Annotated in this window: 12 protein-coding genes; 8 read left to right on the top strand and 4 right to left on the bottom strand. The window is 73.5% G+C overall.

What is annotated here, in order from left to right; all coding sequences use genetic code 11:
• Positions 1–538 precede the first annotated feature (538 nt).
• Both ACFRQN_RS35180 and ptsP read left to right on the top strand, forming a co-directional pair.
• Complete coding sequence (locus ACFRQN_RS35180; protein WP_049657699.1) at positions 539–988, top strand: PTS glucose transporter subunit IIA; 450 nt, start codon at positions 539–541, stop codon at positions 986–988.
• Positions 989–1,085: 97 nt separating this feature from the next.
• The gene (ptsP, locus tag ACFRQN_RS35175) at positions 1,086–2,756 is read left to right on the top strand and encodes a phosphoenolpyruvate--protein phosphotransferase (protein WP_380744538.1); all 1,671 of its coding nucleotides are present in this window, start codon (positions 1,086–1,088) and stop codon (positions 2,754–2,756) included.
• Positions 2,757–2,839: 83 nt separating this feature from the next.
• Here the strand turns inward: ptsP and ACFRQN_RS35170 are convergent, their stop codons facing one another.
• The 3 genes from ACFRQN_RS35170 to ACFRQN_RS35160 form a co-directional block, all read right to left on the bottom strand.
• Positions 2,840–4,858 (bottom strand): acetoacetate--CoA ligase, encoded by a 2,019-nt coding sequence (locus ACFRQN_RS35170; protein WP_074006346.1) that lies wholly within the window; start codon positions 4,856–4,858, stop codon positions 2,840–2,842.
• A 118-nt stretch (positions 4,859–4,976) separates the two neighbouring features.
• Positions 4,977–5,543, bottom strand: coding sequence for an NUDIX domain-containing protein (locus ACFRQN_RS35165; protein WP_049657694.1), 567 nt, complete (start codon positions 5,541–5,543; stop codon positions 4,977–4,979).
• Positions 5,544–5,594: 51 nt separating this feature from the next.
• Positions 5,595–6,527, bottom strand: coding sequence for an NUDIX domain-containing protein (locus ACFRQN_RS35160; protein WP_380744535.1), 933 nt, complete (start codon positions 6,525–6,527; stop codon positions 5,595–5,597).
• A 215-nt stretch (positions 6,528–6,742) separates the two neighbouring features.
• Here ACFRQN_RS35160 and mmuM point away from each other — a divergent pair, with 215 nt between their 5' ends.
• The 5 genes from mmuM (at position 6,743) to ACFRQN_RS35135 (ending at position 13,118) form a co-directional block, all read left to right on the top strand.
• Positions 6,743–7,687 (top strand): homocysteine S-methyltransferase, encoded by a 945-nt coding sequence (mmuM, locus tag ACFRQN_RS35155; protein ID WP_380744533.1) that lies wholly within the window; start codon positions 6,743–6,745, stop codon positions 7,685–7,687.
• A 236-nt stretch (positions 7,688–7,923) separates the two neighbouring features.
• Entirely contained in the window at positions 7,924–8,688 is a 765-nt protein-coding gene (locus ACFRQN_RS35150; protein ID WP_049657378.1) for an IclR family transcriptional regulator, read from the top strand.
• Positions 8,689–9,011: 323 nt separating this feature from the next.
• Positions 9,012–9,731 (top strand): MIP/aquaporin family protein, encoded by a 720-nt coding sequence (locus tag ACFRQN_RS35145; RefSeq protein WP_234348595.1) that lies wholly within the window; start codon positions 9,012–9,014, stop codon positions 9,729–9,731.
• Between the two features lie 97 nt (positions 9,732–9,828).
• On the top strand, positions 9,829–11,349 hold the full coding sequence (glpK, locus tag ACFRQN_RS35140) for a glycerol kinase GlpK (RefSeq protein ID WP_049657375.1): 1,521 nt from the start codon (positions 9,829–9,831) through the stop codon (positions 11,347–11,349).
• A gap of 173 nt (positions 11,350–11,522) precedes the next feature.
• The gene (locus ACFRQN_RS35135; protein ID WP_049657374.1) at positions 11,523–13,118 is read left to right on the top strand and encodes a glycerol-3-phosphate dehydrogenase/oxidase; all 1,596 of its coding nucleotides are present in this window, start codon (positions 11,523–11,525) and stop codon (positions 13,116–13,118) included.
• A gap of 118 nt (positions 13,119–13,236) precedes the next feature.
• On the opposite strand, the gene ACFRQN_RS35130 is transcribed toward ACFRQN_RS35135, so the two are convergent.
• Positions 13,237–14,457 (bottom strand): amidohydrolase family protein, encoded by a 1,221-nt coding sequence (locus ACFRQN_RS35130; RefSeq protein ID WP_049657372.1) that lies wholly within the window; start codon positions 14,455–14,457, stop codon positions 13,237–13,239.
• 72 nt (positions 14,458–14,529) lie between these two features.
• Between ACFRQN_RS35130 and ACFRQN_RS35125 the strand changes: the two genes are divergently transcribed.
• Positions 14,530–15,150 (top strand): TetR/AcrR family transcriptional regulator, encoded by a 621-nt coding sequence (locus ACFRQN_RS35125; protein WP_380744530.1) that lies wholly within the window; start codon positions 14,530–14,532, stop codon positions 15,148–15,150.
• Positions 15,151–15,216: the final 66 nt, after the last annotated feature.

Here is a 15,216-nt window from a genome sequence, read left to right as displayed (position 1 = left end):
CAGTCGCAATGACCGAGGCCGGGGATGTCAACATATCTGGCGTTGACTTTTGGCACGCTGTTGAGTTCTCAAGGAACGGACGCTTCCTTCGGACCGCCTTCCAGCGGACCCTCCGGGCTTCGTTCTTTCGTGTTTCCAGCTTACCAGATGCTTTCCGTTCCGTTTACCGGGGGTTTTTGCATCTGAAATCTGGCGTTAACCGCCGAGTTGCGGCGACTCGCCCAACCATAGCGGGTCGGCAGCCGGAGCGCGAACCGGGGCGCACCCGGGGTCGCTCGGACGGCGGCATGATTTGTTGCTCTCGCGAGCATATACAGCAATGGTCTCGATTCGCCAAGATGCCTGTAGAGTGCGGCGCATCGGCCAGAGGACTAGACCACTAGCGGGCCGGTGAGTCGCCGGCCGGCTAGGTAGGCAAGGGCGGGGTCTTCGCCCGGGAATGTCAGCAGTTGTCCGAAGTTGACATGAATTAGGCTTCAGTTGATCGTCGCGCCGCTCCTCGCGGCCGCTCGCTGTACTGCACTTGGGAGGCACAACCATGACCACTGTGACGTCGCCGCTGACCGGCAAGATCGTGGGGCTCGCGGGCGTGCCCGACCCGGTGTTCTCGGGTGCGATGGTCGGCCCGGGCACCGCGGTCGACCCCGTTCGCGAGCAGACCACGGCGGTCGCTCCGGTGGACGGTGTCGTCGTCTCCATGCACCCGCACGCGTTCGTCGTCGTGGACGCCGAGGGCCACGGTGTGCTGACCCACCTCGGGATCGACACCGTTCAGCTCAACGGCGAGGGCTTCGAACTGCTCGTCAACAAGGGCGACACGGTGACCCGTGGTCAGGCCGTCATCAAGTGGGACCCGGCCGCCGTCGAGGCCGCCGGCAAGTCGCCGATCTCGCCGATCGTGGCGCTGGAGGCCACCGCCGACTCGCTCGGCGACCTGCGGGAGGACGGCGAGGCCAAGGCCGGCGAGCAGCTGTTCAGCTGGAGCTGACCCCTTCCTTCCGACACCCGCCCCGGACGAGATGACGGGGCGGCCCCCACACACAGCGGTTCCCGGCGGGGCCGCTCATCTCAGCGGAGACAGTGACATGGAGAAGACGCTGCGCGGCGTGGGCGTGAGCCACGGGGTCGCGATCGGCCAGGTGCGGCACATGGGGACGGCGGTGCTGGAGCCCCCGGCCACCCAGATCCCGACCGAGGACGCCCCGCGCGAGCAGGCCCGCGCCCAGGCCGCCGTCGAGGCGGTCGCCGCCGACCTCGTCGCGCGCGGCAACCTCGCGGGCGGCGAGGCCCAGGCCGTGCTGGAGGCCCAGGCGCTGATGGCGCAGGACCCCGAGCTGATGGCCGACGTGTCCCGCCGGATCGCCGTCGGCAGCAGCGCCGAGCGCGGCGTCTACGACGCGTTCGCGGCCTACCGGGCGCTGCTCGCCTCCGCCGGGGAGTACCTGGCCGGGCGGGTCGCCGACCTGGACGACGTGCGCAACCGGATCGTGGCCCGGCTGCTCGGCGTGCCGATGCCGGGCGTGCCGGACAGCGACGAACCGTACGTGCTGTTCGCGCGGGACCTGGCGCCGGCCGACACCGCGCTGCTCGACCCGACGCTGGTGCTCGGCTTCGTGACCGAGGAGGGCGGGCCGACCAGCCACAGCGCCATCCTGGCCCGGGCGATGGGCGTGCCGGCCGTCGTGGCGCTGCCCGGCGCGATCGAGGTCGCCGAGGGCACCGTCGTCGCGGTGGACGGCAGCTCCGGCGATGTCCTGCTGGAGCCGTCCCAGGAGAAGCAGGACGAGCTGCGGGCGGCCGCCGCCGGGCGCAAGGCCGCGCTGGCCGCCTCCTCCGGCCCGGGGCAGACCTCGGACGGTCACCGGGTGCCGCTGCTCGCCAACGTGGGCGGCCCGGCCGACGTGCCGGCCGCGCTGGAGAACGGCGCCGAGGGCGTCGGCCTGTTCCGCACCGAGTTCCTGTTCCTGGACGACTCGGCGAAGGCGCCCAGCGCCGAGAAGCAGGTCGAGGCGTACCGCAAGGTGCTGGAGGCCTTCCCCGAGGGCCGGGTCGTGGTCCGGGTGCTGGACGCCGGCGCGGACAAGCCGCTGGACTTTCTGACCCCGGCCGACGAGCCGAACCCGGCGCTGGGCGTGCGCGGTCTGCGCACCCTGCTCGAGCACCCCGAGGTGCTGCGGACCCAGCTCCGGTCGCTGGCCAAGGCGGCCGAGGGCCTGCCGGTGCACCTCGAGGTGATGGCCCCGATGGTGGCCGACCGCAAGGACGCCAAGGACTTCGCGGCCGCCTGCCGGGAGGCCGGGCTGGACGCCAAGTTCGGCGCGATGGTGGAGATCCCGTCGGCCGCGCTGCGCGCCAGGTCGATCCTCCAGGAGGTCGAGTTCCTGTCGCTGGGGACCAACGACCTCGCGCAGTACACCTTCGCGGCCGACCGTCAGGTCGGTGCGCTGGCCCGGCTCCAGGACCCGTGGCAGCCGGCCCTGCTGGACCTGGTCGCCGCGGCGGCCGACGCCGCGCGGGTGAGCGGCAAGAGCTGCGGGGTCTGCGGCGAGGCCGCCGCCGACCCGCTGCTGGCCGTGGTGCTGACCGGTCTGGGCGTCACCAGCCTGTCGATGGGCGCGGCCTCGATCCCCTACGTGCGGACCACGCTCGCCAAGTACACGCTGGCGCAGTGCCGCCGGGCGGCCGAGGCGGCCCGGGCCGCGGACAGCGCCGAGGAGGCGCGGGCCGCCGCGCAGCAGGTGCTCTCCGGCGAGTAGGACGGGCGGCCGACGCGGCGACATGAAAAGGGGCGCTCCCACCAGGACGGTGGGGGCGCCCCTTTCGTGTGCCCCGGGGCCGGTCAGGCCTGGCGGTCGAGGCGGAGCCGCTCGAAGAAGCGCAGGTGCTCGATGCGGTCGACGGAGCCGGGGTTGACGGCCTGCTCCAGCGGGGTGCCGGAGAGGATGCGCTTGACCGGGACCTCGATCCGCTTACCGGTGAGGGTGTGCGGGAGGCCGTCGACGGCGATGACCTCGTCGGGCACGTGGCGCGGGGAGAGCTCGGTGCGCAGCGAGGTGCGGATGCGGCCGATCAGGTCGTCGTTCAGCTCCGCACCGGGGGCGAGGACGACGAACAGCGGCATCCAGTAGCCGCCGTCGGGCTCCTCCAGGCCGATGACCAGGGACTCGGCGATCTCGGGGAGGCGCTCGACGACCTCGTAGATGTCCGAGGAGCCCATCCGGACACCCTGGCGGTTGAGGGTGGAGTCGGAGCGGCCGTGGATCACGACGGTGCCCCGGGAGGTGACGGTGATCCAGTCGCCGTGGCGCCAGACGCCGGGGTACATGTCGAAGTAGCTGTCGTGGTAGCGGGTGCCCTCGGGGTCGTTCCAGAAGCCGGTGGGCATCGAGGGGATGGGCTTGGTGACGACGAGTTCGCCGACGGTGTCGGTGTGCGGATGGCCCTGGACGTCCCAGGACTCGACGGCCGCGCCGAGGCAGGGGGCCTGGATCTCGCCGAGGTGCACCGGGAGGGTGGGGACGCCGCCGACGAAGCAGGAGCAGACGTCGGTGCCGCCGCTGACGGAGGCGAGCCAGACGTCCTCCTTGACCTCCTGGTAGATCCAGCGGAAGCCGTCCGGCGGGAGCGGGGAGCCGGTGGTGCCGATGCAGCGCACGGCGGACAGGTCGAGGTCGCGGCCGGGGTGGAGCTCGGCCTTGCGGCTGGCGATCACGTAGGCGGCGGAGGTGCCGAGGACGGTGGCGCCGGTGCGGGCGGCCACGGACCAGAGGGCGCCGGTGTCGGGGTGGCCCGGGCTGCCGTCGTAGGTGACGATCGTGGACCCGACGAGGAGGCCGGCCAGCAGGAAGTTCCACATCATCCAGCCGGTGGAGGTGTACCAGAGGAAGCGGTCCCGGGGGCCGAGGTCGAGGTGGAGGCCGGCCTGCTTGAGGTGTTCGAGCAGGATGCCGCCCTGGCTCTGGACGATGGCCTTGGGCAGGCCGGTGGTGCCGGAGGAGTAGAGGACCCAGAGCGGGTGGTCGAAGGGGACGGGCTCGAAAACCGGCTCCACGTCGTCGGCGACCAGGTCGTCCCAGTGCAGGGCGCCCTCGGGGGCGGGGGCGCCGAGCAGCGGGACGTGCACGACGGTGTGCAGGCTGGGGAGTTCGCGGCGCAGCTCGGCGACGACCTCGGTGCGGTCGTGGTCCTTGCCGCCGTAGTGGTAGCCGTCGATGGCGAAGAGGACGGCGGGCTCGATCTGCTGGAGGCGGTCGAGGACGCTGCGGGCGCCGAAGTCGGGGGCGCAGCTGGTCCAGACCGCGCCGACGGCGGCGGTGGCGAGCAGGGCGACGGCGGCCTGCGGGACGTTGGGCAGGTAGGCGCTGACCCGGTCGCCGGGGCCGATGCCGCGGGCGCGCAGGGCGGCGGCGAGCGAGCCGACCTGGCGGCGGAGCTCGGACCAGGTGAGGACGGCCGGCTGCTCGGTGGTCTCGTCGAGGTGGAGGATCGCGGGGCGGTCGGCGTTGGCCGGGTCGTCGGCGGCGCGCAGGGCGTGCTCGGCGTAGTTGAGGCGGGCGCCGGGGAACCAGCGGGCGCCGGGCATGGCGGCGTCGGCGAGGACGGCTTCGGGGGCCCGGGTGAAGCGGACGTCGAACCACTGGGTGATCGCGGTCCAGAACCGGTCGAGGTCCTCGGTGGACCAGGCGTGCAGGTCCGCGTAGCGCTCGGCGGCCTGCTGGTCGTCGGCGGCCGGGGCGAGCGGGGCGGCCGGGGCGCCGTGGTGTTCGGCGGCCCAGGCCTGGAAGGCCACCAGGGTGGTGGCGGCGGCGCGAGCGGGGTTGGGGCGCCAGAGCGGCTGGTCCTGCGGTGGGGTGCTCACGGTGGTGGTCTCCCGGCCGGTGGTGGGGACGGGAGCGCTCGTGGCAGACCCGTCCGGTTGGGCTGTCGGTGCAGACCATGCCATGTGATCGCCCGCCGCGCCAGGGTCGGCCGGTGGGTCAGCGGGGGGTGAACTCGCCGCTGAACCAGCGGCGCAGGACGCCGTTGTGGAAGTCCCAGACGAGCGGGGTTTCGGCGGTGGCGAGCAGCCAGCCGTCGGTCTCGTCGGTGGGGCGCGAGGGCGGGAGGTCGGCGAGCGGGCGGGCCGGGAGCAGTCCGCAGAGCATCACGAAGCGGCCGTCGGGGTCGGAGGCGGTGTGGATCAGGGTGACCTCCGCCGGGTCGGCGGTGATGCCGGTCTCCTCGTGCAGTTCGCGCACGCAGGCCTGCTGCCAGCTCTCGCCGTAGTCCATGTAGCCGCCGGGGAAGGCGAGTTCGCCGTAGCCGGGCTCGATGGTGCGACGGATGACGACCAGGGCCGGGTCGGCGTCGGGGCGGGTGACGGGGAGGACGGTGATCGCGACGGGCAGCGGGTTGCGGTAGCTGATCTCGGCGCAGCCGGGGCAGGTGCGCGGCCAGGCGCGGGTGTCGGCCGGGTAGGGCGTACCGCAGAAGTGGCAGTGCGAGAAGGGCCGGTGGGCGGTCTGCTGGGCTTCGTCGGCGGTCGTCGCCTCGTCAGTGGTCATGGCCGGATGGTAGCCCGGTCGGCCGAGGGTGCCGCCGGGGGCCGCGGACCCTCAGTGGGAGCCCGCGTCGTCGGCCGTGCTGTCGGCCGCGTCGTCGTCGGCCGTGCCTTCGCGGGCGGGGCGGAGCAGCGCGGGGTGCAGCAGGCGGGCGTCGCCGGCGTGGTAGGTGCGGGCGCGGGGGCCGCCGCGGGCTCCGCCGCGCTCGGTGGTGGTGCCGGTGCTCTCGACGAAGCCGGGCACGGACAGCACCTTGCGGTGGAAGTTGCCGGGGTGGAGCTTCTCGTCCCAGACCGCCTCGTAGACGGCGCGGAGGTCGGGGATGGTGAAGTCGTACGGCAGGAAGGCGGTGGCCAGCGGGCTGTACTCGAGTTTGGCGCGCACCCGGTCGAGGCCGTCGGCGAGGATGCGGGCGTGGTCGAAGGCCAGCGTGAGCGGGCCGGGGCCGGTGCGCCCGTCGACGCCACCCCCGTGGGTGTCGGCGGGCACACCGGCGGTTCGGGACCGGCCGCAGGGCCGGAGGTCCAGGTCGGAGACGGGGTGCCAGGCGGCGGCCGCGGCGTCCGTTCCGGCCTGGGGGTCGGGCAGGTCTGGGGCGAAGGCGAGGTAGGCGACCGAGACGACGTGCATCCGCGGATCCCGCTCGGGGGTGCCGTAGGTGCCGAGCTGCTCCAGGTGGAGGCGGCAGAGCCTGGTCTCGGCCTCGGAGGCGCTCTGCAGGCCCGTCTCCTCGGCGAGCTCGCGGGCGGCGGCCTCGTCCAGGCCCTCCTCGCCAGCGCGCAGGAAGCCGCCGGGCAGCGCCCAGCAGCCCTGGTAGGGCGGGGCGCCGCGTTCGACGAGCAGGACGTGCAGGCCGCCGTGGCGCAAGGTCAGGGCGACCACGTCCACGGTGACGGCGACCGGGGTGTAGGCGCGCGGGTCGTACGCGGCGAGCCACTCCTCCTCGGCCCCGGGCCCGGTGGGGGGCGGCTGGTCGTCCGCTGCCATCGCCGGGCTCCTTTCCGTCGTCGCCGGTGCCACCGGGCCTGCCGTGCCGGTGCTGGATCGTCGTCCGAGGTCTGTTCCGGCCGTTGTGATCAGGCCGTTCTTCTCGGGCTGAGCACAACGTAGCGAGTGCGTTCCCCGGCGGCAATTGGTTTTCCTGCCCGGCGGGGGTCTCCGCCCCTAGGCTGTGACCAGGAACTCTGCCCGAGGAGGCCGCCATGCCCACTGCTCCCCCGCCGGACTTCGCCGCCGCGCTGGCCGCCGGTCCGCTGGTGCTCGACGGAGGGATGTCGAACCAGTTGGCGGCGGCCGGGCACGACCTCTCGGACGGGCTCTGGTCGGCGCGGCTGCTGGCGGACGACCCGCAGGCGGTGGTGGCGGCGCACCGGGCGTACTTCGCGGCGGGCGCCGACGTCGCGATAACCGCGAGCTACCAGGCGAGCTTCGAGGGCTTCGCGCGCCGCGGGGTCGGCCGGGCGCAGGCCGCCCGGCTGCTGGCGAGCAGCGTGGAGCTGGCCCGGGAGGCGGCGCGCCCGGAGCCGGGCGGGCGGCGGCGCTGGGTGGCGGCCTCGGTGGGCCCGTACGGGGCGGTGCTGGCGGACGGCTCGGAGTACCGGGGCCGGTACGGGCTGGGCGTCGCGGAGCTGGCGGACTTCCACCGGCCGCGGCTGGAGGTGCTGGCCGCGGCCCGGCCGGACGTGCTGGCGCTGGAGACGGTGCCGGACGTGGACGAGGCGTGGGCGCTGCTGGGGCTGGTGCGCGGGCTTGGGGTGCCGGCCTGGCTGTCGTACAGCATCGAGGGCGACCGGACCAGGGCCGGACAGCCGCTGGCGGAGGCGTTCGCGCTGGCCGCCGACGTGGACGAGGTGGTCGCGGTGGGCGTCAACTGCTGCACGCCGCAGGACGCGGACCGGGCGGTGGCGGTGGCCGCCGAGGTGACCGGGAAGCCGGTGGTGGTCTACCCGAACAGCGGGGAGAGCTGGGACGCCGGCCGTCGGGGCTGGCGCGGCGAGCCGACCTTCCGCTCGGCCCGGGTGGGCGGCTGGCTCGCGGACGGCGCGCGGCTGGTGGGCGGCTGCTGCCGGGTCGGGACGGACGGGATCGCGGCGCTGGCGGCGGAGGTGACGGTGCTGCGGGCGCAGTGCGCGGAGGCGGTGGGCTGACCTCGCGGGCGGGGTGAGGCCCGGCGCGGGGCGGTGAGGACCGGCGCGGGGCGGTGAGGACCGGCGCGGGGTCGCGTGTGCACGCCCTGGCCCGGACCTGGGCGCACGGCAGGTGAACACGGGGTCGAGGGCGGGTTACCCGGGGGGAAGGTGCACGGAGTCGGGGCGGCCTGGCAGACTCGTCCCGTCACCACTGTGGTCGACATTGTCGACCGCCTGTCAGCGCGGAGGTTCCCATGCCCGGCCCGATCCAGTCGCTTTCCCGGGCCGCCGCGATCATGCGCCTGCTGGCCGGCGGCGAGCGCCGGCTCGGCCTGTCCGAGGTCTCGACGGCACTGGACCTGGCCAAGGGCACGGCGCACGGCATCCTGCGCACGCTGCAGCAGGAGGGGTTCGTCGAGCAGGACCCGGAGACCGGCAAGTACCAGCTGGGCGCCGAGCTGCTGCGGCTGGGCCAGAGCTACCTGGACGTGCACGAGCTGCGGGCGCGGGCGCTGGTGTGGGCGGACGACCTGGCCCGGGCGGCCGGGGAGACGGTCTACCTGGGCGTGCTGCACCAGCAGGGCGTGCTGATCGTGCACCACGTGTTCCGGCCGGACGACACCCGGCAAGTGCTGGAGGTGGGCTCCATGCAGCCGCTGCACAGCACCGCCCTGGGCAAGGTGCTGGTGTCCTACGACCCGGTCGCGCGCGGCGAGTTGGGCGACGGCCCGTACGAGTCGTACACCGTGCGCACGCTGACCGAGGCGGCCGACGTGGACGCCGAGTGCGCGCTGGTCCGGGAGCGCGGCTGGGCGGACTCGATCGAGGAGACCTGGGAGGGCGTGGCCTCGATCGGCGCGCTGATCCAGGACCGGCGGCGCAACCCGGTGGGCGCGGTCTGCATCAGCGGGGCGGTCGAGCGGGTCTGCGAGGACGGCTTCGTGAAGCCCTCGCTGGTGGCCTCGGTGCGCAGCGCGGCGCGGGCGATCTCCCGCGACCTGGGTGCCGGGCGGTTCTGAGCACATCCACGGGCGGCTCGCGGAGGGCCGTCGATTCGTCACGCTGAGGCGCGGACGGGCGGAGGCCTGTCCGCGCCTCTGGCGTTTTGTCCTGTTTCGGGGCGCTCCGCTCGGTAACGTCGACGGACCCGTCGGGGTCAGGGTCACAGCTCCGTAACCCTGCCTTGACGTGGGGGCGACCTGGGGAGGAAGCTTCCGCATGACGGTCGACATTGTCGAACGATGGCCGGAGAGATCACTCCCACAGTGCGCTCACCCGCACAACGATCGACCGGCCGCCTGCCCCCACCCACCCTCCGGGCCATATGGACAAGGGAGTCTTTGTGTCCGCGTTCTCCAACGGCGACGTCTTCGTCGGCGAAACCCTCGGCACCGCCGCCCTGATACTTCTCGGCGGTGGCGTCTGCGCCGCCGTGACCCTCAAGAAGTCGAAGGCCGTCAACGCCGGCTGGCTGGCGATCACCTTCGGCTGGGGATTCGCGGTCCTCATCGCCGCCTACATGTCGGCCCCGAAGTCCGGTGCCCACCTCAACCCGGCCGTCACCATCGCCCTCGCGGTCAAGAGCGGCGAGTGGAGCCAGGTGCCGCTCTACCTCGGCTCCCAGCTGCTCGGCGCGATCATCGGCGCCGTCCTGGTCTGGGCCACCTACCTGGGCCAGTTCAACGCGAACAAGGAGCCCACCCTCGGCATCTTCTCGACCGGCCCCGAGATCCGGAACCCGGTCCAGAACGTGATCACCGAGGTCATCGGCACCTTCGTGCTCTGCTTCGCGATCCTCACCATCGGCACCAACAGCGGCCTCTCCCAGTCCGGCACCGGCACCCTGATGGTCGCCTTCACCGTCGTCGGCATCGGCCTCTCGCTGGGCGGCCCGACCGGCTACGCGATCAACCCGGCCCGTGACCTCGGCCCGCGCATCGCGCACGCCCTGCTGCCGATCCCGAACAAGGGCGGCTCCGACTGGTCGTACGCCTGGATCCCGGTCGTCGGCCCGATCCTGGGCGGACTCGCGGCCGGCGGCCTCTACAACGCCATCTTCTAAAGGACGGGTTCGACCCCGCCGCACACGGGGACTGACCGACCGACGCGTCAGGCCCACCCACCCCGTAACCCCCGAACCCGAGCCGAGGACCCTCCCCATGACCTCCACCGGTAACTACATCGCCGCGATCGACCAGGGCACCACCTCCAGCCGCTGCATCATCTTCGGCGCCGACGGCCGGATCGTCGCCGTCGACCAGCAGGAGCACCGGCAGATCTTCCCCCAGCCCGGCTACGTCGAGCACGACGCCGCCGAGATCTGGACCCGGGTGCAGTCGGTCGTCCGCGGCGCGCTGGAGAAGGCCGGCCTGACCAAGGACGACATCCGCGCGATCGGCATCACCAACCAGCGCGAGACCACCGTCCTGTGGGACAAGAACACCGGCGAGCCCGTGCACAACGCGCTGGTGTGGCAGGACACCCGCACCGAGGGCCTCTGCCGCGAGCTGGGCCGCAACGTCGGCCAGGACCGCTTCCGCCGCGAGACCGGCCTCCCGCTGGCCAGCTACTTCGCCGGCCCGAAGATCCGCTGGCTGCTGGACAACGTCGAGGGCCTGCGCGAGCGCGCCGAGGCCGGCGACATCCTGTTCGGCACCATGGACACCTGGGTGATCTGGAACCTCACCGGCGGTGTCGACGGCGGCAAGCACGTCACGGACGTCACCAACGCCAGCCGCACCATGCTGATGAACCTGCACACCCTGCAGTGGGACGACAAGATCGCCGAGTCGATGGGCGTCCCGATGTCCGTCCTGCCGGAGATCCGCTCCTCCGCCGAGGTGTACGGCGAGGCCGTCGGCGACCTGGCCGGCGTCCCGGTCGCCTCCGCGCTCGGCGACCAGCAGGCCGCGCTGTTCGGCCAGACCTGCTTCGACGAGGGCGAGGCCAAGTCCACCTACGGCACCGGCACCTTCCTCCTGCTGAACACCGGCGAGAAGATCGTCAACTCGTACCACGGCCTGCTGACCACCGTCGGCTACCGGATCGGCGACCAGGCCCCGGTGTACGCCCTGGAAGGCTCGATCGCCGTCACCGGCTCGCTCGTCCAGTGGCTGCGCGACCAGCTCGGCATCATCTCGACCGCCGCCGAGATCGAGACCCTCGCCAACACCGTCGAGGACAACGGCGGCGCCTACTTCGTCCCGGCCTTCTCCGGCCTGTTCGCCCCGTACTGGCGCTCCGACGCCCGCGGTGTGATCGCCGGTCTGACCCGGTACGTCACCAAGGGCCACCTGGCCCGGGCCGTCCTGGAGGCCACCGCCTGGCAGACCCGCGAGGTCGTCGACGCCATGCAGAAGGACTCCGGGGTAGAGCTCACCGCCCTCAAGGTCGACGGCGGCATGACCAGCAACAACCTGCTCATGCAGAACATCGCCGACGTCCTGGACGCCCCGGTCGAGCGGCCCTACGTGGCCGAGACCACCGCCCTCGGCGCCGCCTACGCGGCCGGACTCGCCGTCGGCTTCTGGAACGACCTCGACACCCTGCGGGCCAACTGGCACCGCGCCGCCGAGTGGACCCCGCGCATGGACGAGGCCACCCGGGAGCGTGAGTACAAGAAGTGGCTCAAGGCCGTGGAGCGCACCATGGGCTGGGTGGAGGAAGAAGAGAACAACTGACCGACAGCCGGTCGGGGCCCCGTGCCCCGACCGGCCGCCCGCCGTTCCGGCAGCGGGTGTCACCGCGTTTCACCGGCCCGCCGCACCGGGCCGACCGGCCTCTCCCGCAGAGGCCGCACCGCACACGAGAGGAGTAACGGCGCCGCCCGACCCGCGCGCCGTACACAACCACCATGGCAACCATCCCGACCCTGGGCGCCGAGCGCACCGCCGGCCACACCGCCTCCCGCGCCGAGACCCGCGAACTGCTCGGCAAGGCCACCTACGACCTGCTGGTGATCGGGGGCGGCATCCTCGGCACGGCCGTCGCCTGGACCGCGTCCCAGGCCGGCCTGAAGGTCGCCATGGTCGACGCCGGCGACTTCGCCGGTGCCACCTCCAGCGCCTCCTCCAAGCTCGTCCACGGCGGTCTGCGCTACCTGCAGACCGGCGCGGTCAAGCTGGTCGCGGAGAACCACAAGGAGCGCCGCGCGCTCTCCACCGACGTGGCCCCGCACCTGGTCAACCCGCTGACCTTCTTCGTGCCGGTCTACAAGGGCGGCCCGCACGGCGCCGCCAAGCTCGGCGCCGGCGTCTTCCTGTACTCGGCGCTGTCCGCCTTCCGCGACGGCATGGGCCGGGTCTCCACCGCCGCGCACGCCGCCCAGCAGGTGCCCGCGCTGCGCACCGAGGGCCTGCGCTCGGTGGCCGTCTACGGCGACCACCAGATGAACGACTCGCGCGTCGCCGTGATGACCGTGCGCGCCGCCGTCGACGCCGGCGCCGTGGTGCTCAACCACGCCGAGGTCACCGGCCTGCGCTTCACCGGCGGCCGGGTCACCGGCGCCGAGCTGCGCGACCGCCTGGACGGCAGCGAGTTCGGCATCGACGCCCGCCTGGTGCTGAACGCCACCGGCCCGTGGGTGGACCACCTGCGCAAGATGGAGGACGCGGGCGCCGCGCCGTCGATCCGCCTCTCCAAGGGCGCCCACGTGGTCGTCAAGCGCCGGGCGCCGTGGCGCGCCGCGCTGACCATCCCGATCGACAAGTACCGCGTCTCCTTCGCCATCCCGTGGGAGGACCACGTCCTGCTCGGCACCACCGACGAGGAGTACACCGGCGACCCGAAGGACGTCCGGGCCACCGAGGCGGACATCGACCAGATCATGGGCGAGGCCGCGCACGCGATCCGCGACGAGCACCTCGACCGCGACCTGATCACCTACTCCTTCGCCGGCCTGCGGGTGCTCCCGGGCGGCCCGGGCGACACCGCCGCCGCCAAGCGCGAGACGGTCGTCACCGAGGGCCGCGGCGGCATGCTGTCGGTCTCCGGCGGCAAGTGGACCACCTACCGGCACATCGGCCGCACCGTGCTGGAGAAGCTGGCCCACGTGCCCGGCACCAGCCTCGGCGAGGACATGTCCCCGATCGCCCCGACCGTCCCGCTGCCGGGCGTCGGCGCGCCGAACGCGGTGGCGCACCGCCTGCTGATCGACCGCGACCCGGGCTCGCGGATGGAGCCGCTGGTGGCCAAGCACCTGGCCAGCCACTACGGCACCCTGTCCTTCGACATCGCCCGCATGATCGACGAGAACCCGGAGCTCGGCCGGCCGATCCACGAGGACGGTCCGGACGTCTGGGCGCAGGTCGCGTACGCGGCGGACAACGAGTGGGCGTACACCACGGACGACGTGCTCCGCCGCCGCACCACCATGACGGTGCGCGGTCTGGACACGCCGGAGATCCGGGCCGAGGTCGAGGCCTTCCTCGCGAAGCGCGGCACCAAGTAGGCACGGCCGGGCGAAGCGCGGTAGCGCGGGTCCTCCGCGGCGGGCGGGCGTTCGGGGTCTTCCCCGGGCGCCCGCCCGCCGTTTCGCCGTACGGCCGTTCGGCTGTGCGGCTGGTCCGTCAGACCGGGACGCCGGCCTTGACCACCCGCTTCGGGTGGAGGTCGGACCGGGTGAGGACGGTGAGGTCGGCGAGCGGGTCGCCGTCGAGCACCAGCAGGTCCGCGTGGGCGCCCGGGGCGAGGGTGCCGATCTCCCCCGCCATGCCGAGCAGCCGGGCCGCCGTGGTGGTCGCCGAGCGCAGCACGTCCGCGACCGGCTGGACCCGGGCGCGCAGCGTGAACTCCTCCAGCTGGGCCGGGTGCAGCGGGCCGAGCAGGTCGCTGCCGTAGACGAGGTCGACGCCCGCGCGGTGGGCGCGTTCCAAGGCCTCCAGGCCCCGGTCTCGGACCTCGGCGAGCTTGCCCAGCGAGGCGGCCGGCAGGCCGGAGGCGGCACCGAGCCTGGCGGTCTCCTCGTAGGCGACCAGGGTGGGCACCAGGAAGGCGTCCTTCTCCAGCAGCAGGGCGATCGTGCCGTCGTCCAGCAGGTTGCCGTGCTCGACGCAGCGCACGCCGGCCCGCAGGGCGCGGTCGATCGCGCGCGGGTGGTAGGCGTGCACGGTGACGTAGCGGTTGTGGTTCTCGGCCTCCTCGACGACCGCGCGGATCTCCTCCTCGCTGTACTGGACGGCGCCGATCTCGTCGTGCGGGGAGGCGACGCCGCCGGAGAGCAGCACCTTGAGGTGGTGGGCGCCCTTGCGGAACTCGTCCCGGGCGGCGGTGCGCACCGCGTCCACGCCGTCGGCGATCCGGGCGAAGTTCGGGCGGGACTCGCAGCAGGGCAGCACGTCCTCGCCGAGCGGGCGCAGGTCGCCGTGGCCGCCGGTCTGGGACAGCGCCTTGCCGCCGTGCAGCAGCCGCGGGCCGGGCACCAGGCCCTCGTCCAGGGCCCGGGCCATCCCGTGGTCGGCGCCCCCGACGTCGCGGACGGTGGTGAAGCCGCGGCGCAGCATCCGCTCGGCCTCGGCGAGGGCGCGCACGGTGGCGTAGCCGGCAGTCCAGTTCGCGAAGTCGGGCAGGTCGAGCGAGGTGATCAGCAGGTGGACGTGGGCGTCGATCAGGCCGGGCAGCACGGTGCCGCCGGCCGCGTCGAGGACCCGGACGTCCTCGCCGGCGGCGGGCGGGCGGCCGGTGCCGGTGGCGGCGATCCGGCCGTCGGCGGCCTCCAGCCAGCCGAGGTCGGTGCGGGTGCCGTCCTCGGGGTGGAGCAGGTGGGCGTTGGTGATCAGCAGTCGACTCACGGAGCGGCTCCTCGTTCAGTACGGCTCGTATTGAATACGACTCGTACTGAATACACCATGTATCGTTCTCCCGTGAACCCGCCCCCCGCCGACACCACCCCCCGACCACCCAGACGCCGCATCCACACCCGGGCCCGGCTGCTGGCCGCGGCGAGCGAGCTGTTCCTCTCCGTCGGCTTCGCCCGGACGAGCATCGAGGACGTCTGCGCCGCCGCCGGCTACACCCGCGGCGCCTTCTACTCGAACTTCGGCAGCAAGGAGGACCTGCTGCTGGCCCTCTTCGACGACCAGGCGGGGCAGCGACTGGCCGAGCTCGCGGAGCTGGCCGCCGCCTGCGAGTCGCTGGCGCCGCGGGAGCGGGCCCGGCGGCTGGTCGAGGCGCTGCTGCGGGTCGAGCCGGCGGAGACCGGGTGGATCCTGCTGTTCCTGGAGTTCCGGCTGGTCGCGGCCCGGAGCCCGGCGCTGGCCGAGCAGGTCGCCGCGCACGACCGGGCGGTCGCGGCCGCGCTGGCCGGGGTCCTGGAGCGGAACCTGCCGGAGCTGGTGCCCCCGGGCGCGAGCGCCGGGCAGGCCGCGGCGGTGGTCCTGGCGGCGCGCGAGGGGGTGCTGGCCCGGACGGCGGCGGGCGGCGCGGCCGCGGAGGAGCTGCTGGCGGCGACGGCGGCGGTGCTGTCGGGGCTGCCGGGGCGCTGACCCGACTCCTGGCACGGCCGGGAGGCCGGAAACGCCGAGGGGCGGCACCCGTACGGTCACGGGTGC

It is taken from the genome of Kitasatospora sp. NPDC056800 (assembly GCF_042789775.1).
GTDB lineage: Bacteria > Actinomycetota > Actinomycetes > Streptomycetales > Streptomycetaceae > Kitasatospora.
The sequence above is the reverse complement of the archived record's forward strand: the minus strand, read 5'-3'. Positions and strand labels throughout refer to the sequence as shown.